At 68.8% G+C, this 18,219-nt stretch carries 13 protein-coding genes and 2 pseudogenes; 4 read left to right on the top strand and 11 right to left on the bottom strand.

Annotated features, from left to right (window positions below; all coding sequences use genetic code 11):
• Positions 1 to 305: 305 nt before the first annotated feature.
• The 3 genes and pseudogenes from FEF34_RS08415 to FEF34_RS08405 all read left to right on the top strand — a co-directional run.
• A pseudogene (locus FEF34_RS08415) lies at positions 306 to 851 on the top strand (GNAT family N-acetyltransferase); the annotation flags it as partial.
• Between the two features lie 335 nt (positions 852 to 1,186).
• Positions 1,187 to 3,916 carry an aconitate hydratase AcnA gene (gene acnA, locus FEF34_RS08410; protein ID WP_138052586.1) on the top strand — a complete coding sequence of 910 codons (2,730 nt, stop codon included), beginning with the start codon at positions 1,187 to 1,189 and terminating at the stop codon, positions 3,914 to 3,916.
• Between the two features lie 771 nt (positions 3,917 to 4,687).
• Positions 4,688 to 5,621: pseudogene (locus FEF34_RS08405) on the top strand (IS110 family RNA-guided transposase); the annotation flags it as partial.
• Between the two features lie 200 nt (positions 5,622 to 5,821).
• Here the strand turns inward: FEF34_RS08405 and FEF34_RS08400 are convergent.
• The 10 genes from FEF34_RS08400 to FEF34_RS08355 form a co-directional block, all read right to left on the bottom strand.
• On the bottom strand, positions 5,822 to 6,790 hold the full coding sequence (locus FEF34_RS08400; protein WP_138052585.1) for an ABC transporter permease subunit: 969 nt from the start codon (positions 6,788 to 6,790) through the stop codon (positions 5,822 to 5,824).
• The gene (locus FEF34_RS08395; RefSeq protein WP_138052584.1) at positions 6,790 to 7,713 is read right to left on the bottom strand and encodes an ABC transporter ATP-binding protein; all 924 of its coding nucleotides are present in this window, start codon (positions 7,711 to 7,713) and stop codon (positions 6,790 to 6,792) included. The genes FEF34_RS08400 and FEF34_RS08395 overlap by 1 nt, the downstream gene beginning before the upstream one ends.
• Complete coding sequence (locus FEF34_RS08390) at positions 7,710 to 8,114, bottom strand: GntR family transcriptional regulator (RefSeq protein WP_138052583.1); 405 nt, start codon at positions 8,112 to 8,114, stop codon at positions 7,710 to 7,712. Before FEF34_RS08390 ends, FEF34_RS08395 begins: the two co-directional genes overlap by 4 nt.
• Positions 8,115 to 8,260: 146 nt before the next feature.
• On the bottom strand, positions 8,261 to 10,141 hold the full coding sequence (locus FEF34_RS08385; RefSeq protein WP_138052582.1) for an ABC transporter ATP-binding protein: 1,881 nt from the start codon (positions 10,139 to 10,141) through the stop codon (positions 8,261 to 8,263).
• On the bottom strand, positions 10,142 to 11,728 hold the full coding sequence (locus FEF34_RS08380) for an alpha/beta hydrolase family protein (protein WP_138052581.1): 1,587 nt from the start codon (positions 11,726 to 11,728) through the stop codon (positions 10,142 to 10,144).
• Positions 11,718 to 12,515 (bottom strand): hypothetical protein, encoded by a 798-nt coding sequence (locus FEF34_RS08375; RefSeq protein WP_138052580.1) that lies wholly within the window; start codon positions 12,513 to 12,515, stop codon positions 11,718 to 11,720. Before FEF34_RS08375 ends, FEF34_RS08380 begins: the two co-directional genes overlap by 11 nt.
• A 7-nt stretch (positions 12,516 to 12,522) precedes the next feature.
• The gene (gene adfB, locus FEF34_RS08370; protein ID WP_138052579.1) at positions 12,523 to 12,780 is read right to left on the bottom strand and encodes an actinodefensin-associated protein B; all 258 of its coding nucleotides are present in this window, start codon (positions 12,778 to 12,780) and stop codon (positions 12,523 to 12,525) included.
• The gene (locus FEF34_RS08365) at positions 12,777 to 14,264 is read right to left on the bottom strand and encodes an asparagine synthetase B family protein (RefSeq protein WP_171052876.1); all 1,488 of its coding nucleotides are present in this window, start codon (positions 14,262 to 14,264) and stop codon (positions 12,777 to 12,779) included. The genes adfB and FEF34_RS08365 overlap by 4 nt, the downstream gene beginning before the upstream one ends.
• 5 nt (positions 14,265 to 14,269) lie before the next feature.
• Positions 14,270 to 14,617 (bottom strand): lasso peptide biosynthesis protein, encoded by a 348-nt coding sequence (locus tag FEF34_RS08360; RefSeq protein WP_138052577.1) that lies wholly within the window; start codon positions 14,615 to 14,617, stop codon positions 14,270 to 14,272.
• A 162-nt stretch (positions 14,618 to 14,779) separates the two neighbouring features.
• Positions 14,780 to 14,971 (bottom strand): hypothetical protein, encoded by a 192-nt coding sequence (locus FEF34_RS08355; protein WP_138052576.1) that lies wholly within the window; start codon positions 14,969 to 14,971, stop codon positions 14,780 to 14,782.
• A gap of 598 nt (positions 14,972 to 15,569) precedes the next feature.
• Here FEF34_RS08355 and FEF34_RS08350 point away from each other — a divergent pair.
• Positions 15,570 to 16,940, top strand: a complete 1,371-nt coding sequence (locus FEF34_RS08350) for a phosphotransferase (protein WP_171052874.1) — start codon at positions 15,570 to 15,572, stop codon at positions 16,938 to 16,940.
• A gap of 56 nt (positions 16,941 to 16,996) precedes the next feature.
• On the opposite strand, the gene FEF34_RS08345 is transcribed toward FEF34_RS08350, so the two are convergent.
• Positions 16,997 to 18,160: an IS701 family transposase gene (locus tag FEF34_RS08345; protein ID WP_138052574.1), complete on the bottom strand. Its 1,164-nt coding sequence runs from the start codon at positions 18,158 to 18,160 to the stop codon at positions 16,997 to 16,999.
• Positions 18,161 to 18,219: the final 59 nt, after the last annotated feature.

The raw sequence follows: 18,219 nt of genomic DNA, 5'->3' as shown, positions 1-18,219 counted from the left end.
TGGTCCTGCCGGCTTCGCGGCGATCCTGCCGCCGCCCCGCCGCCCCGCCGCCCCGCCGCCCCGCCGCCAGGTCCGCCGCTCCGTCCGTCCGCCTCCGCCTCCGCCGCCGTCGGGGTGCGTCGGCCGTTCGTGCGCCCTCGCCCCGCGGCCCGCCTGCCGCCTGGGGTGTGCACCCGCCGCCGTCCATCCGGTTCGGGGTGTGGCGGTACCGCCTTCCGGGTGGAATGACAAGGCCTGGGACAGACCTCGGGCCCGATCCTTACTGTTTCGGATCACGCTCATGGGCGTTCGATAGGTTGCCCGCCATGACTGAGTTAGGACCCGTTGCCTGGCCACCTGCCCCGATAAGGACCGAGCGGCTCGTGCTCCGCGAGTCCGAGGCTCAGGACCGTGCGGCGTTCATCGAGTTGTTCGCCTCGCCGAAGGTGCGGACCTACCTTGGTGGCCCTCGCCCCCGTGACGAGCTCGAACGCGAGGTGCCTGAACTGCCTGGGCGGCGCCCCGGCCTTTTCGTGATCGATCTCGACGGAGCGATGATCGGGGCGATCACGCTCGATCGGCGCGACGCGGAGCGTCCGGGGCACATCCGTCCGGATGCAGGGGAGGCCGAGCTCGGCTATATGTTCCTGCCGGGGGCGTGGGGATGCGGGTATGCCGCCGAGGCGTGCGCGGCGGCGCTCGGCTGGTTCGCCGGCGCGTTTCCCGGCGAGCCGGTGGTGCTGTGCACCCAGACTGCCAACGACCGCTCGACGCACCTCGCGGCGAAGCTGGGGTTCACCGAGGTGGAACGGTTCGAGGAGTGGGGCGCCGAGCAGTGGTTCGGCGTGTGGTCCCCGGTCGCGTCGTCTGGTCTTCGCGAGATCCGCCCCGACCAGTACGGCCACCCAGCACCCCCAGTACGTCCCCACGTACGACCAGGTTCGCCGGCCAGGAAGCCGAAACGCCTGGGTTCGCTGTCAAACGCCTCGATTGGATGAGAGCGGTCACTCGCCTCCGGACATGACCCGTCAGCGGTCATGTACTAGAGTTATCTCGACATCGAGATATCTACAGAAAGCGCACCGCGGCCGCTTTCCGCCGGGCTGTTGAGTAAGGGTGACCTAACTAAGCCTTACCTTAACGGATCCCGGGGAGTCGCAGGCGGCAGGATGCGGTCAGTACGCGCACATTGATGAAGGAGACTGTCGTGTCGGCGAACAGCTTCGACGCCCGCAGCACGCTGAGCGTGGGTGACGAGTCGTACGAGATCTTCAGGCTGGACAAGGTCGAGGGCTCCGCACGCCTCCCTTACAGCCTCAAGGTCCTCCTGGAGAACCTGCTCCGCACCGAGGACGGCGCGAACATCACCGCCGACCATATCCGGGCGCTCGGCGGCTGGGATTCGCAGGCGCACCCGAGCCAGGAGATCCAGTTCACGCCGGCCCGCGTGATCATGCAGGACTTCACCGGCGTTCCCTGTGTCGTGGACCTCGCCACCATGCGCGAGGCCGTCAAGGAGCTCGGCGGCGACCCGGCGAAGATCAACCCGCTCGCCCCCGCCGAGCTGGTCATCGACCACTCCGTCATCGCCGACAAGTTCGGCACCCCGGACTCCTTCGCGCAGAACGTGGAGCTGGAGTACGGCCGCAACAAGGAGCGCTACCAGTTCCTGCGCTGGGGCCAGACCGCCTTCGACGAGTTCAAGGTGGTCCCGCCCGGCACCGGCATCGTCCACCAGGTGAACATCGAGCACCTGGCCCGCACCGTCATGGTCCGGGGCGGCCAGGCCTACCCCGACACCCTCGTCGGCACCGACTCGCACACCACCATGGTCAACGGCCTCGGCGTGCTCGGCTGGGGCGTCGGCGGCATCGAGGCCGAGGCCGCCATGCTCGGCCAGCCCGTCTCGATGCTCATCCCGCGCGTCGTCGGTTTCAAGCTCACCGGCGAGCTGCAGCCCGGCACCACCGCCACCGACCTCGTGCTCACGATCACCGAGATGCTGCGCAAGCACGGCGTCGTCGGTAAGTTCGTCGAGTTCTACGGCGAGGGCGTCGCCGCCACCTCCCTCGCGAACCGCGCCACCATCGGCAACATGTCGCCGGAGTTCGGCTCCACCGCCGCGATCTTCCCGATCGACGGCGAGACCCTGAACTACCTCAAGCTCACCGGACGCAGCGAGCAGCAGGTCGCGCTCGTCGAGGCGTACGCCAAGGAGCAGGGGCTGTGGCTGGACCCGGCCGCCGAGCCCGACTTCTCCGAGAAGCTGGAGCTCGACCTCTCCACGGTCGTCCCCTCCATCGCCGGCCCGAAGCGCCCGCAGGACCGCATCGTCCTCGCAGGCGCCGCCCAGCAGTTCGCGCTGGACGTACGCAACTACGTCGACGAGGTCGACGAGGCCGGCAAGGAGTCCTTCCCGGCCTCCGACGCCCCGGCGATCTCCCCGAACGGCGCTCCGTCGAAGCCGACCACGGTCACCGCCCCCGACGGCTCGACGTACGAGATCGACCACGGCGCCGTCACCGTCGCCGCGATCACCTCCTGCACCAACACCTCGAACCCGTACGTCATGGTCGCCGCCGCGCTGGTGGCCAAGAAGGCGGTCGAGAAGGGCCTGACCCGCAAGCCGTGGGTCAAGACCACACTCGCCCCGGGCTCCAAGGTCGTCACCGACTACTTCGACAAGGCGGGCCTCACCCCGTACCTCGACAAGGTCGGCTTCAACCTCGTCGGCTACGGCTGCACCACCTGCATCGGCAACTCCGGCCCGCTGCCGGAGGAGGTCTCCAAGGCCGTCAACGACCACGACCTGGCCGTCACCTCGGTGCTCTCCGGCAACCGCAACTTCGAGGGCCGGATCAACCCCGACGTCAAGATGAACTACCTGGCGTCCCCGCCGCTGGTCGTCGCCTACGCCCTCGCGGGCTCCATGAAGGTGGACATCACCCGCGAGGCGCTCGGTACCGGCACCGACGGCAACCCGGTCTTCCTCAAGGACATCTGGCCCTCCGAGGCCGAGGTCAACGACGTCGTGGCCAACGCCATCGGCGAGGACATGTTCAACAAGTCCTACCAGGACGTCTTCGCGGGCGACGCCCAGTGGCAGGCGCTGCCGATCCCGACCGGCAACACCTTCGAGTGGGACGCCGAGTCGACCTACGTCCGCAAGCCCCCGTACTTCGAGGGCATGACGATGGAGACCACCCCGGTCACCGACTTCGAGGGCGCCCGCGTCCTGGCCAAGCTCGGCGACTCGGTCACCACCGACCACATCTCCCCGGCCGGTGCCATCAAGGCCGACACCCCGGCCGGCAAGTACCTCACCGAGCACGGGGTGGAGCGCCGCGACTTCAACTCCTACGGCTCGCGCCGCGGCAACCACGAGGTCATGATCCGCGGTACGTTCGCCAACATCCGCCTGCGCAACCAGATCGCGCCGGGCACCGAGGGCGGCTACACCCGCGACTTCACCCGGTCCGCAACTGCTGACGCGGCTCCGGTGTCGTTCATCTACGACGCCTCGCGCAACTACATCGAGCAGGGCATCCCGCTGGTCGTGCTCGCCGGCAAGGAGTACGGCTCCGGCTCGTCCCGCGACTGGGCCGCCAAGGGCACCGCGCTCCTCGGCGTCAAGGCCGTCATCGCCGAGTCGTACGAGCGCATCCACCGCTCGAACCTCATCGGCATGGGCGTCCTCCCGCTGCAGTTCCCCGAGGGTGCCTCGGCCGAGTCCCTCGGCCTGACCGGCGAGGAGGCCTTCTCCATCGTCGGTGTCACCGAGCTCAACGAGGGCACGACGCCCCGCACGGTGAAGGTGACCACCGACAGCGGTGTGGAGTTCGACGCGGTCGTCCGCATCGACACCCCCGGTGAGGCGGACTACTACCGCAACGGCGGCATCATGCAGTACGTGCTTCGCCAACTTGTCGGTTCTTGACCTGACGTGAACGAGCGCCCTGCCCCTGCATCTCGCGCGAGGGCAGGGCGCTCGCGCGAGACGGGGCGGAAGGGACTGCTGCAGGGTTGGGTGACACCTGACCTGGCTTGCTGAGAGGCGGCCTGGAAGGATGTTGCAGTGCCCGAGCCGTATTCGAAGGAGTTCCACGAGGATGTCGTGCGGGTCGCGCGTTCTGGATCAGAACGTGATCCCCCGGCCGAAGTCCTGCGGAACCTCGGTAGCTGAAGCTCGACCATCCAAGATCCCCGACAGCACATCAGCGCGGCTTCGCCGTGCGCCGGGGGCACAGTAAAAATGCGCCGTCGTGCGCCTTCAGGTCGCTTGTCCGCCCTGTCGCGGAGACGGTCGCGTCCGGACTGTGGAACTGTTCGTTCCGGACGAGACCGATGACTCTGTGATGCCTCCGAGCTCGCCCGACAGCATGGTACTGAGGGCCGCCCACGGGAACCGTGGAGTGTTGCCATGAGCACGCGCGTCAGACTCTTCGCACTGCCTTGGCCCTCCCGGAACGGCACCACGACCCCGAGGAACCGGACGGGAACGGAGCTAGGGAGCGTATGCGGTTGTGATCATCAGGTGGTCCGGGTGAGCTCTCTGAGCCAGGCCTTCTACGTTGAACAGTGCCGAGGCGTGGGAGTTTTCCTCGCCGAGGTTCGCGAGGACGTGAAGGCACAGCGATTCCGCCCGCTCCCCGTCCGCGAACGGATGATTCCGAAAGCGGGCGGGAAGAAGGATATGCGCCGTCTGGGAGCGGCCTGGCTGGCCCAACTCGGCTCCCACGGCCTGATCCGGGCCTCATTCGTCCCACCGCAGCCGGTCCGCGAGCTGCGGGATCTCACCCGGGCCCGCACCCAGCTCACCCGTGAACGCGCCCAGGTCGTGCAGCGGCTGGAGAAGCTCCTGTGAGGACGCCGGCATCAAGCTGTCCGCCGTCGTCTCCGACCTCATGGGCGTCTCCAGCCGCGCCATGCTCCAGGCCCTGATCGACGGCCAGCGCGACCCACAGGTCCTGGCCGACCTCGCCAAGCGGCGCATGCGCAGCAAGATCCCCGAGCTGGGCCAGGCATTGACCGGCCGCTTCCGCGAGCACCACGCCTTCCTGACCCGTCTCTACCTCGACCAGTACGACCAGCTGTCCTCCGCGATCAACCAGCTGACCGTGCGCGTCGAGGAGGCGATGGCCCCTTTCCGGCCGGTGCTGGACCTGCTGGACACGATCCCAGGGGTGAACCGGGCAGTGGCCGAGGTGATCGTGGCCGAGACCGGGGGTGACATGACCCGGTTCGCCTCGGCCAAACACCTGGCGTCCTGGGCCGGACTGTGCCCCGGGCACCACGAATCGGCCGGCAAAGTCAGAAGCACCCGGGTCCGCCCCGGAAACGCCCACCTCAAGGGCGCGCTGGGAATGGCCGCGTTCGCAGCGTCACGGACCAAGGACTCCTACCTCCAGGCCCGCTACAAACGACTGACCGCCCGCCGAGGCCCGATGAAGGCGCTGATCGCCGTCGAGCACTCGATCATCACCGCGATCTGGCACATGCTCACCGACAACCTTCCCAACCACGAGCTCGGCGGCCACTACTTCACCCGGCGCGACCCCGAACGGGCCGCACGCAGGGCCGTGACCCGCCTCAACGAACTCGGTTACCGGGTCACCCTCGACCCCCTGCAGACCGCTGGATAAACCAACCGGAGCGAAACCCGGCGGACACGGCCCGACCGGGTACACCATCGTGCCCGGGATGGTCCCATCTGCAGTTATTTACGCGTCAGAGTCAAGCTCAATACGGAACGATCAGCCCTTGTTTGCGGCTCCTGCGGGGGACGCGCCTCGGTCTCGCTGGCCTGCGTGCGAAACCCCTCACGGCCACAACCTGTCTGGGCTCACAGAACCCGGCGGCGCAGTGTCCACGCGCCGAGCCCGAGGAGACCGGCCGACAGTGCGAGGAAGACCCCGGCCTCGATCGCCTGCAGGCCCCAGAATTGCGAGGCGGGGTGATAGTCGGCGGACTGCTTGGCCACGCCTTGCCTGGTCAGGCAGCGCTGGATCGTTTCCGTGCCGTCGCAGCCGGAGGGGTTGAAGGAGACCTTACGACCGTCCTTGCCGTAGTAGGCGGACCCGACCCGCCAGGCGTCGTCGGGGATCCAGCTCTGCCCGCCCCGCTCGCTCTCCCCAGTGCTCTCGGCCACGGTCCCCGTGATGCGCTCGGCCGCGAGGTAGTGCGGACGGGCGGCTGCGCCGACACCAACGAGCACGACGAGGTAGAGACCGATGACGACCGCCATCGCGGCCAGGGTGTTGCGGAACAGCAGACCTGCGGCGACTCCGATGGCGAAGGCGAGCACCGTGTAGGCCGCGAGTGTCAGTCCCTGGGTCTCGAAGCCCGGGGTCATCACAGGACCGCGCGTCACATGGTTGAGAGGCTTCAGAGCCCAGAAGCCGAACAGACCGAGTCCGAGCATGAGCAAGGCCAGCGGCCCACCGGCCACCAGCGACTTCGTCGCCCACCAGCGGCCACGGCCGACCGACTGAGTCAGTCCGAAGACATGCGTGCCCTGCTCGATCTCGCGGGCGAAGAGCGGCGCTCCGGCGAACATGCCCAGGAGGACGGGCAGACAGAGCAGCACCAGGGGAATGATCGAGACGTATGTCTTGTAGGTGTCACTCAACGCGTTCATGGCGCTCGCGGTGCAGGCGCCTTCGTCGATCCGCAGGCACCCGACGATGCCGTGATCCTGCATGTACGCGTCCGCGGAGAACCGGTAGTAGAGCATCACTCCGCCCACCGCGCAGACAAGGAGCGTGCTGATCAGCAGCTGGAAGCGCTGCTGGCGCCAGGCGACCCACAGCATCAGGCAGCCACCTCCGCCGACTCGTGGCCCATGGGCCGCGTGTCCTGGGCGGACGGCTGCCGGGAGGAACGTAGGTAGGCCATGGCGAGTTCCTCCAGAGTTGGTTCATGCGCCTCCCAGCCCTGTGGTGGCACCGTGCTTGCGCCCCGCACCACTGCAGTCGTCTGGCGCTGAGTCAATCGGGATTCGACGACGGTCCCCGAGGAGAAGGACTGCTCACCGCCGGAGCGCGGGCCGATCACCACTCTGTGCGAGGCGATCAGGTCCTCCACGTCGCCCGCCAGTTGGACCCGGCCACCGGCCAGCAGGAGCAGATGGTCGCAGATGCCATCGAGGTCGGCGAGTACGTGCGAGGAGAGCAGCACTGTCATGCCCGTCTCCGCGACCTCCTGCATGAGGGCTTGCATGACCTCTTCCCGGGCGAGCGGGTCGAGGTCGGCCAGTGGCTCGTCGAGGACGATGATCTCCGGGCGGCGCCCCAGCGCCATGGCGAGGGCGACCCGGGTGCGCTGACCGCCGGAGAGAGTGGAGATCCGGGCCCCGGCCGGAACTCCCGCCGCGTCGACCAGACTCCGGGCGTAGGCGTGGTCCCACCGCTTGTTGAGCGCCCGCCCCGCACGGAGCATCTCCTCAACGGTGAACCCCCGGTAGAGCGGCTTGTCCTGGGCTAGAAAAGCAAGGCGCGGATGGGTGCCGCCGCGCCCGGAGACATCGCCCAGGACCCTGATCGTGCCGGAGGTGGGCGCCAGTAACCCGGTCGCCAGGGACATCAGCGTGCTCTTGCCCGCTCCGTTGGGGCCGATCAGGGCGGAGACCCGGCCGCGAGGCAGCCCGAAGGAGCAGTCCTGGAGCGCCCAACCCCGCTTGTAGCGTTTACCGAGCCCTTCCGCCGAAAGCGCCTCGGTGTCTTCTGTGTTGCTCAATTGATGTCACTCCTCCGCTCGTTGGCGAAGCTCCTGTCGATGGCGTCCTTGACCAGGGCTTCTACGTCTTCGCGCGCCAGTCCGGCGGATCGCGCGGTCGTCATCCATGTCTCGAGACCGGTGCGCAGCGGTGCGTCCGGGGCAATGGCTGGTCCGGCCAGGGACTTGCTGACGAACGTCCCCAGGCCCGGCCGTGACTCGACCAGCCCTTCACGCCCCAGCTCCTGATACGCCCTGAGCACCGTGTTCGGGTTGATAGCCGTGGCCGCGACGACCTCCTTGGCCGTGGGCAGCCGGTCTCCCAGTTCCAGCAGACCGAGCCGCAGTGCGTGCTTCACCTGCTGCACGATCTGCAGGTAGGTCGCCACGCCCGAGCGGCGATCGATCCGGAACTCGATCACTCCACACCCTTCCACTAAGGGATTAGTGGAATAACTATGGGATGCGCCAGCGGCCGACGTCAAGAGGCCAAAGGCAGGAACTCGCTACTTGAAGGGGAAGTTGGCCATACGGAGCCAAAGCGCGAGGGAGGCGAGCGCAGGAGCGATCAGAGCTTCTGGGCCACGGCTGCCCCCGCTGCCTGGCCGGGCACGTACGCGTCCTGATAGGCCTCGGCCTGCAGCCGATAGAGGCGGGCGTACATGCCATCGGCCGCGAGCAGGCAGTCGTGGTCGCCCTGCTCGACGATGCGTCCCGCGTCGAGCACGTAGATGCGGTCGGCCTCGCGCACATTGGCGAAACGGTGCGTGATCAGGAGAACGGTGCGACCCGCGAAGAGTTCCCGTATGTGGCCGAAGAGGTCGGCCTCCGCCTGCGGATCGAGCGAAGCGGTGGGCTCGTCCAGCACCACGAAATCGGAGTCCCGGTAGAAGGCGCGCGCCAGTGCGAGACGCTGCCACTGCCCCAGGGAGAGATCCGAGCCCTCGCTGAACTCCTTGCTCAGCACGGTGTCGTAGCCATCCGGCAGCCGGGTGAGGAACGCATGCGCGCCGGCGTGTTCGGCGGCCAGGGCGGCGCGCTCCCGGTCCGGTTGTGCCTCCGGCCTGCCGTAAGTGATGTTGTCCACCGCCGGCAGCTTGTAGCGGACGAAATCCTGGAACACCACGGCACTCGTCCTGCGCAACTGCTCCGGATCGGGGTCGGGCTGCCCGTTGAACTCCAGCCGTCCGTGCGACGGCCGGTAGAGGCCGGCAAGGATCTTGGCGAGCGTGGTCTTGCCCGAACCGTTGACCCCGACCAGCGCGACGATCTCGCCCGCCCGCAGAGTCACGTCGACGCCCTTCAGGGCCGGCGCGGCGGAGCCGGGGTAGCTGAAGCCGACCGAATCAGCCTGCAGCGCCACGAAGGCCCCCTGCTCGGCAGGGCGCTGCGGTGCATCGGCGCCGTCGGGCGCCATGCCGAAGCTCCTCAGGTCCTGGAGGTAGAGAACCGACTCGCCCAGTCCGTTCAGCAAGGCGCCGATCATTTGCATCCGCAGCGAGATCTGCCACAGGCCGACGAGTGCCGTGATCGCCGTGGGCAGTCCGATCGCCTCGACGGAGACCAGCCACCACATGGCGGCGATCACCGAAGCCGTCATGAGGTCGCCGCTGAGCCGTGCGGTGATCTTGCGCCGCACATGTGCCCGGTGCATGTCCTCGACCTGTTCGATCTCCTGCCGGAACTGTTGGCTCCAGCGGTTCCGCAGAGTGCTTCCCAGGCCCAGTGAGCGGATCTCCTTGGCCTCGTCACGGCCGGTGAGCAGGCGTTCCAGATACTGCCGGGCGCGTCTGTTCTCGGAAAGCGAGTGGTGCAGGTCGTAACCCGCGCTGCGCTCCTTGCGGGACGCCTGCAGCGTGGGCAGAGTGGAGAGCAAGGCCAGCGGGAACAGCCACCAGACGGTCAGCGCGAACACCGCACCCACCGCGCCCACAGTCAGCACCGCCTGCAGGGCGCCGATCAGGGCTGTGACCACCATCGTGGGCTGCGAGCGGGAGGCGAACACTGCGCGCTGCAGCCGGTCGTGGAACACGGGGTCCTCGAACTCCGCGAGTTCGGCACGGTTCGCGGCCCGCAGCACTTGCGCCACGGCGTACTGGTCCACCTTGACCGCGAGGATCCGCTGCCTGGCCGCGGCGATCACCCGTAGGACGCCCGCTCCGGTCCCCAGGGCAACCATCCCGGCCAGCAGAGGTATCAGCCAACGTTGCTGCGGCCCGGAGGCGGGGCCGCCTCCGACCGCGGGCAGGGCGCCCCCGATGGCGTGACGCACCAGGAGCAGGACCACGAGCAGACCCAGCGCGGAGACGAGCTGCGCCATCAGGACCTGGAGCAGACTGCGACGGTCGGCGCGCCAGGCCAACTGGGCTGCGAATCTGGCGTTTTCCGTCAGACTCCGCAACGAGGCGGTGGTGCCCCTTCGCCGGCTGTCGGGCGATGCGGCGGGCATTCAGCAGCGCTCCAGCCAGTCGTGGTGTTCCTTGGCAACCGCACGCAGCGCTTCCCTGGAATGGAAGGTGTGCCCCTCACCGGGAATCAAGACAAGACGGGCATGTCCACCGGTCGCGACGACCGCCCGGTACAGCTCCACGGCCTGATCGCTCGGCGTGGCCGCATTCGCGTCCTCGGTGCCGTGGACGAGGAGCACCGGCCGGTCGAGCCGATTGGCGAACTGCAGTGCGCTGAAGGCCCGGTACATCTCCGGAGCCGCCCACAGAGTGCGCCGCTCGTAGTGGAATCCTGTGGGCGTCAGGGTGCGGTTGTAGCAGCCGCTGTGGGCCATCGCGCCCGCCAGCCCCTCCAGATATGCAAGGGAGTACAGGGCGAGAGTCGCCCCGAAGCTGTGACCGCCCACCACCACACGGCCCGGCCGCATGTCGCCGAGCAGCGCCAGGGCGCCTTCCACCGCGGTGGTGATCTGGTCGTGGATCAGCTTCGGGTCCGCGTCGCCGGGCCAGTACAGGGGAAGGTCGAGAACCGCTCCGCTATGGCCGGCACCGGTGAGGAAGGTGGGCGTTCCGGGTGACGGCCCCTCGCCCTGTCTCAACGCGCGGATCCACAGCAGCCAGGTGCCGTCGCCCTCCGGCAGGACGGTGAGCTGGGCCTGGCCGAATCCGGTGTCGAGGGCGTGCCGGAGCGGCGGAGCGGATGCCTGCTCCTCGCCTCCCTGATCGGCGTAGGCGGTGACCGGCCCTTGGGGAGTGGCCCGCTCAACCGGGGCGGTCGCGGCGGCCGGTGCGGGGCGCAGGCGTCCCGGCGCAGCGGGAGAGACATGGGACCGGGACCAGCACAGACCGTGCTCGTCAGGGGCTCCGTGCGCGGGGTGCACATGGTCGAGCAGCAGCCCGTCGTGTGCGGCGGTACTCAACTGCCGTATCAGGAGGGGGGAGGTGAGGGGGCTCGCCACACCGTCGGCGGGATCGAGGACCGTGACCGTCGCGCCTGCGAGGCGCAGCAGTACGTCCTCGCCCGGCTCGAAGGTGATGAAGTTCGGGCCGATTGCCTCGAGGCTGACCGGCCGCCACTCCCGCGCCGCGTCCTGCAGTGACGGCTCGGGCTCAGCGCCCTTGGTCAGCAGCGCGATCCTGCCGTCGTCCAGCCAGACGACCGGAGCGCACCCGGGCGGCCCCAGCGCGGTGAGGCCGGTGGCTGCGGGCACGTGCTCGTACGTACGCACCGAGCGCGACGAGTAGTCGGCCGTCCAGAGGTATGCGGTGCGCTTCCGCGCGTCCACCGCCAGTCCCGCCAGCAGCGGGAGCCATGGGTGCCAGGCCGGTGCGACCGGCAGCAGATGCGGTACGGGCAGCCGCCAGCCGTCCGCGGAGCGCGCCTCGGTGTGGACTTCGGCGTACTGCGGCCGGGCCCGGCCGGGGACGAGGCCGGCCAGCGCGGGGTCGGCCGTAAGCCCGCGCCACTGCACGGCGGCCGGATTGCGCTCGTCGGCCGACGGGTGGACGGCACTGGTGACGAGGAGCGAGGCCCGGCCGTCGGGGGCGTGGCGTCGGTATTGGCGCGTACGGTCGAATTCATCGGCCATGAGTGTCCGCCGGAAGGTGCGTGAGGGTGATGGCGTCCACCAGTGCCTTGACCGCGCCGATCCCGGACACCGGAGAGCACACGGGCATGCCGGTGCGGTCGAGGCCGATGGCGCACGGCACGCCCAGGCCGTGGAGCACGCCCGGGAGTTCGGCCTCCTTGGCCACCGTGACGGTGGTGACCAGGGCGAGTCGCTCCGGTTCGGCGGCGGAGAGCAGGTGCTTGAGGGAGCGGCACGAGGGGCAGTCGTCCGCGACGTACATCCGTACCGCGCTGACCTGCTCGGTGCAGGGAAGGGTGGCCTCCTGGGCGGTCCGCAGCCGCCGGTCGATGGCCAGCAGGACGCCGAGCATCACGGCGGTGCCGACCGCCGCGGCCACTGCTCGGGTGACGATCCCGCCGTCTCCCGGCGGAAGTGCGAGGGCCACCGCGGCGAGCAGTGCGCCGGCGGCGTTCGTGCCAATGTGCGTCTTGCCGATGGCGGCCAGCCGGGCGAGGCCAAAGCAGGCGCACTTCTGTCCCTTGGTGCGAGCCGCCACCGCGGTGAGGGCGGCATAAGCGAGCAGTGCCGAGGCGGCCGCCCACCGGCCGGGAAGGAACACGATGCCCACCGCGGCCAGCAGTTCGGCCGTGCCCACGAGACGGGGACCCCAGGGCAACGCGAGGGGGCCCGAGCGTATGGGCCAGGCCAACTGTCCCGAATCAGCCATGAGTTTGGCGGCGCCTGCGATGACGAGCGGCCCCGCCACCGCCGGGAGCGCCATGTCGTTCAGCGCGGATAGAGACATCGGTCAGTCAACTCCGATCGATCACGAGCCAGCCGGCCTCAAGGAGATGAGCGGCGAAGCGGACTGCCCAGGGCCCGGCCTCCTCCGGTGGCATACCGACTCCGAGGATGCGGTCCACGACCACGGCGACAGGCGGGCCGATCTCGGTGACCGCGAGGGTGCGCCCATTTGCCAGGACGACACCGCCGAACGGCAGCTGGGTCAGGGTGACACCGGGGCCGAGCCGGAGCGCCGTGCCGGCCGGGGGCGGAGTGGTGGTCGTCATGAGCGCTCCCTGAGCCAGCGGTCCAGCCACACGAGCCGGAGCAGAGGCAGCGCCTTGGCGGACAGGGCCCTGCCGTCGTTGAAGTCGGCGGCCACGGCGCCCGGTTCAACAAGGCCGAGGTCACCGAGTGCGCATTCCCGGGTCAGCTCGGCTGCGAGCTTGGTGCGTTCCCTGTACAGATAGCTCGCGGCACACAGCCGCAGCCAGTGGCCCGGCGTCGAGCAGGACACACTGGTGACGCCAGCAGCGGAGACGATCCGGTGCAGCGGGAGATGGTTCTGGAAGCCCCCGCGGCGGATGCGGCCGAGAACGTGGGGCGGCAGTGCGGCGGCGGCCGCCAGGACTCTAGGGTCCGCGGCGGGCAGCTCCGAGCACTCGGTGCCCTGCTCCTCCAGGCCGCCCATCAGCCGTCCGACAACCCGCTCCTGGGCATCGAGGCGGTCCTGCCAGACCGCCATCGAACCGCGGTGCGCCGTCTCGTATGCCTGCTTGCCGTCTTCCGTGAGCCAGCCGAGTTTGCTGCCGCCGGTCGGCGAGGGCGGCGGCGGGGCTCCGAGCTGCTGGGAGTCCGTAGCGCTGTCGCCTGCCGGACGGCGGCCGGGGGCGTAGACGACGCGGTTGTCGAGGAGTTCGGCCGCTTCGGAGAGGCTGCCCATCGTGCCGGAGATGTGGAACGGCTCGCAGGTCAGCAGCCGCCATGATCGCGGTCCGCGCGGCACGTCGGGCAGCTTGACCGAGACCAGGGACGCCAGCAGCGCACCCGAGACAAGTGGCAGCCCGGAGTCACCGACGAGGATGGCGTGCAGGCGTCGCGGTATGACGAAGTCGGGCATCGGCGGCAGGAGTTCACTGCCGGATATGATGTGATGGTCGGCCAGCTCGTAGGGGTCCACGTGCACGGAACGCGGGGGCGTCCCCGGCAGGGCCGCCGGAGGCGCGCTCCGCCCCGGCAGCCCGAAGTCGGCGTGCAACGGTTGCGCGCGGTGTCCCGCCTCGGCGGCGGTCACGGCGAGGCTGGCAGAGGCCAGCCCGCCGCTGTAGGCGATCAGGTAGTCCGGGCCGGTGCGGGACAGTGCGTCGCGTAGGGCAACCCGCAGATCGCGCGGCCGGGCGGGGAGTTCGGGCGGGGTGTTTGACACAGTGACGCCGTCGGCGTCCACCTGCACCTGGGTGCCGTACGTGAGTCGGCGCACACCGGCGAGTGGGCTGGAGTCGGGAGGGGCCGCTTGCCCGTGCACCAGGGCCAGCAGCGCGCCGGACTCCAGCTCCACCCGGCCGCCCGGCTCGAGGAAGGACTCCAGGGCCTCGCCCCACTCCAGCCGACCGCGCCCGACCCGGAAGTAGACTGGCCGGCCCTGCGGTGCGGTCCGACGCAGGATGAACGAGTGGGCGGTGGCCTCCGCGCTGACGCCCGACTCATCGTGCGGGGTGCTGGGGTCGGTGCGGCGGAGCACACCGGCGGACATCTCGACAACACCCAGCATGCGACTCATCCCTCCTCCGACCGGTGTACTTCGATGTACTCCTCGCGGACTGGAAGCGAGGTGCTGACGACGTGTCCCTTGTGCTCCACCCACGCATAGAAGCCTGCGGGCGGGGCGGCAGGGACCAGTTCCCGGCCGAGGTGGAAGGTCGCGGGCAGGCCGATCATCCGGAGCCCGGCAGTGAGGTAGAGCGCGTCCTCAACGGGATCGAGGAAGCCGACCGTCAGCCGCTGGGCGATCCGCAGGCGTGCGACGGCCGTGCCCACTCGTGCGATGTCCGCTTGCCATACGTCCCGGACGGCCGGCCAGTTGTCCAGACGGTAGATACCGCTCCCGGCACGTGCCGAATTCAAGAAGGCAGCTGCTCCCCGGGCGGCATTCGGCAGCGCCAGCGTTCCTCTCGCCATCGATCCTTGTCCAAGATAGTCAGACGACGGCCCGCCGGGCAGGAATCCGAAGTTCCGGAGATCCGCCCGGCAGTCGTCATTCTTCAACACTGGTGGCGTTCGACCGCATTACGCGTAGCGGCAGGTCCACCACTCGCAGATGAGCTTGACGGACTCGTTGCAGCAGTCCGAGTCCCACCAGCAGCTGTATCCGGCCATCCGGCATTCTTCGGCCACTGCGGTGGGCTCGGAGTAGAGGTGCTGCTGCAGACCGTTTCCGGCCAGCTGGGAAGCAATCGACATCGTCGGCACAGTGTTCACCTTCTTCTTCTGACGGAAACCAACGGGCGGTTGCCGCCCGTGGCTGATCGACAGGACCTCAGGGAGGCTATGGCCCGGCGAAGACCGGGGGAATGCCGAGACGGCCTCGAACCCGTCCGGGACAGGCCGGGACGGGAGATATTGGGAGAGGTGTCCACACGGCCGCTCTCCATGAGGTAACCGGCGCGGAGGTCATTGCGCGGTCAGATCCGTCGGTTTCGTCAGGTGAGGCCGAGTGCTGACAGGGGCGGTGGTGGTCGCGGCCGGAGTGGCGGATGAGCAAGCGGACGCCGTCCGGCACCGCCGTGCCGGCCGCGCACGGCGGTGCGGCTACGGGACCGCTGCCCCCGCCGTCGCGGCGGTCGGGCACACACTCCAGCAACCCGGTGCGGGCCGCCGGCGGCGGCCCTGCGCCGCGTCATGCACGAGACCGGCCGACCGGACCGATCCCGATCACGCGATGGCCCTTGGCTGCTCAAAGGAGCACGGGGCACCTCCGCACCGATACAGAGAATCATTAACTTGACGTCAACTCTCGCTCTACTGTTCGCATTCTGTGCGCATGAGGTTTCGGGGGACACTGTGTTCGGAGGGATGCATGGGACAGGATGCGCCGCGGCAGGTCGCTGTCATCGCACGAAGACAGGAAGCCACCACCGAGATACTGCTTCTGTCGGGGCCGGACGGTCTGTCCCTGCCCATCCAGCGTCAATCCGACATCGCCGGCCTTCACGCTGATATCGCAGATCGATTCGGCCTCGTCGTATCGACGCTCGACTGCATCGGACGGGAGCCGCGCTTCTTCGTATTCGAGTCGGTGGACGGGCGAACGGCGAAGAACGGCCATTGGTTCCGCACGAAGGAACTCCCCGCGATCAGCGGGATCAGCGCCGCACAGCGGGCGATGCTCGACCAGTGGTTCACGGAGTCGGAACTCGGCGGTACGGGCCGACCTCCCTGGACCTGTTTCGGCTGGTACGCGCCAGCGGCGGACTGGGCGACCGATCGGTTGCGTGCCGCGGGATTCCGGAGTAACGGAAACCCCGTACAGGCCGGAATGCGCTCCTGGTCGTATCAGCTCCGACTGCCCGCGATTCCGCGGGATCTCTATTTCAAGGCATCACCCCCGGTGTACGGTCATGAGGCTGCGGTCAGCCTGCTGCTCTCGGAGCGGTTTCCGAAAGCCGTGCCGAATGTGCTCGCCGTCGACGAGCGACGGGGCTGGATGCTCACAGAGGACTTCGGCGGGATACGGCACTCCGCCAACCCAGCCGAAACCGTGGACGCCTATGTGCGCATGGTGCCGGAACTCGCTCGTCTCCAGCGCGGCATGGCCGAGCAGGCTGACGCACTGCTCGCCACGGGTTGCCCGGACCACCGACTGGAGATTCTCCCCGGGCTGTACGACGCGCTGGTGGCCGAGGTCGACGGACTGACCGTCGACGAGAGACGTCAACTCGTATCGTTATCCGCGCGGTTCCGGGACCACTGCGCCCGGCTCGCCGGGAGCGGGGTGCCGCACACGATCATTCACCTGGACATCTGGCGCGGGAACTACACGTTCACCGACACGGGGCCGCTGATCTTCGACTGGGCGGAAAGCGTCCTCGGGCACCCGTTCGTCTCGCTCGATGTCGTCCTGCGCGATGTGCGATCGGTCGCCCCCAGTGACCTTGCCGCCGAGCGCCAGGTCGCGGACGCCTACTTGCGGGAATGGGCCGATATCAGCGGCCCCGTGCCTCTCGATGAGGCATTGCAGCCGGCTTCGGCGCCTGGCATCGTCAGCCGCGCTCTGCTGTGGCGGGACGCCCTCGCCACCCTCCGCGCCGACCGCGCCCTCCCCTTCGCGGGCACGGTGGCAGCGCAACTACGGGAGCTCCTAATACTGCAACCGCATGTGTGGGTCGTGGCCTCGGCGTTGGTAGTGGCAGCGGCGGGCTCGGGCTTGGCTACGGCGTCGGAAGTGTGACCAGCGCAGACGATGCTCGTTGGTGTGGCGTTGGGGTGTGATGACGACGTGCCCGATCATCCGGCGGATCTCCGGGACGCTGAGGGGTATGAGGTCTCGCTCGTCGTCTGGGCTGCCCCTTTTGCGGCTTCTGTGGCGCGGATGGCGGTCAGGTAGGCGAGGGCGGCCATCGCGAGGGTGATGTGCCGGTACCAGGCCCGGTAGAGACGGACCTGGTAGTGGTCCAGGCCGCATTCTCCCTTGGCGGTCTGGAAGCATTCCTCTACCTGCCATCGCGCTCCGGCGGTCCTGACCAGGTCTTTCAGCCGCGAGGTGACGGGCCCGTAGCAGACGTAGTAGGCGATCTCGGTGGGGTCGCTGGTGTTGCGGCGGGCCAGGACCCAGTGCCCGAAACCGTCCACCCACTGGGCCCGGATCGCGATCCGGGCCCAGTCGTGGAATCGCTGGCCGTGCGCGCCCGCACCGGCGGAGATCCGCTTCCATGCCTGCCGGGGCAGGCGGGTGATCAGCGCACGGACCTCGGCGTCGGTGCCGTCGGCGGTGGTCACTGTGTCATTGACTTTGGTGGCCAGCACGTAGGCGACGTGCCGTTCCTCCAGCCAGGCCCGCAGGTGCTTGACCTGGCCGTATGCCTCATCTGCGGTGACCCAGGCGAAGGGGACGCGTGCGTCGATCGCGCGTTGCAGCATCCACTTGAAGTGCTCGATCTTCGTGGCGAACGGGACCTCGTCACCGATCCCGGCCGCCCGGCACCGCTCGCGGTCGTCCGTCCAGGAGACCGGGATGTACAGCTCGCGGTCGATCAAGGCCCGGCCCGCGGCGGAGGCATAGGCCAGGAACGTGCCGATCTGGCAGTTCTCCGTGCGTCCGGCCGTGCCGGAGTACTGCCGCTGGACTCCGGCTGACTTGACGCCCTTCTTCAAAAACCCGGTGTCGTCCCCGATCAGGACCGCATCCTTCGCTCCGATCGTCTCGACGACGAAGTCACGGATGTCGTCACGGACCGCGTGCTCGTCCCAGTCGGCGAAGTTCAGCAGTCTCTGGAAACCGTCCGGCCGACGCTGGCCGGCCTGCTCGGCCAGCGTCCACCCGTTCTTCTTCTCCAGCGGCGAGAGCAAGGTGGACAGGTAGTCCAGCGCCCGCTCACGCGGCTCCGACCTGCCAAAACGTCCTGCGAACCGGGCATGGAGACCAGCTATCCCGTCGGACCAGTCCTCGATCTGCGCGACCGTCAGCGATTCATCACACAGTCAGCCCAACGACCAACACGACACTCCGT

This window comes from Streptomyces marianii (assembly GCF_005795905.1).
GTDB lineage: Bacteria > Actinomycetota > Actinomycetes > Streptomycetales > Streptomycetaceae > Streptomyces > Streptomyces marianii.
The sequence above is the reverse complement of the archived record's forward strand: the minus strand, read 5'-3'. Positions and strand labels throughout refer to the sequence as shown.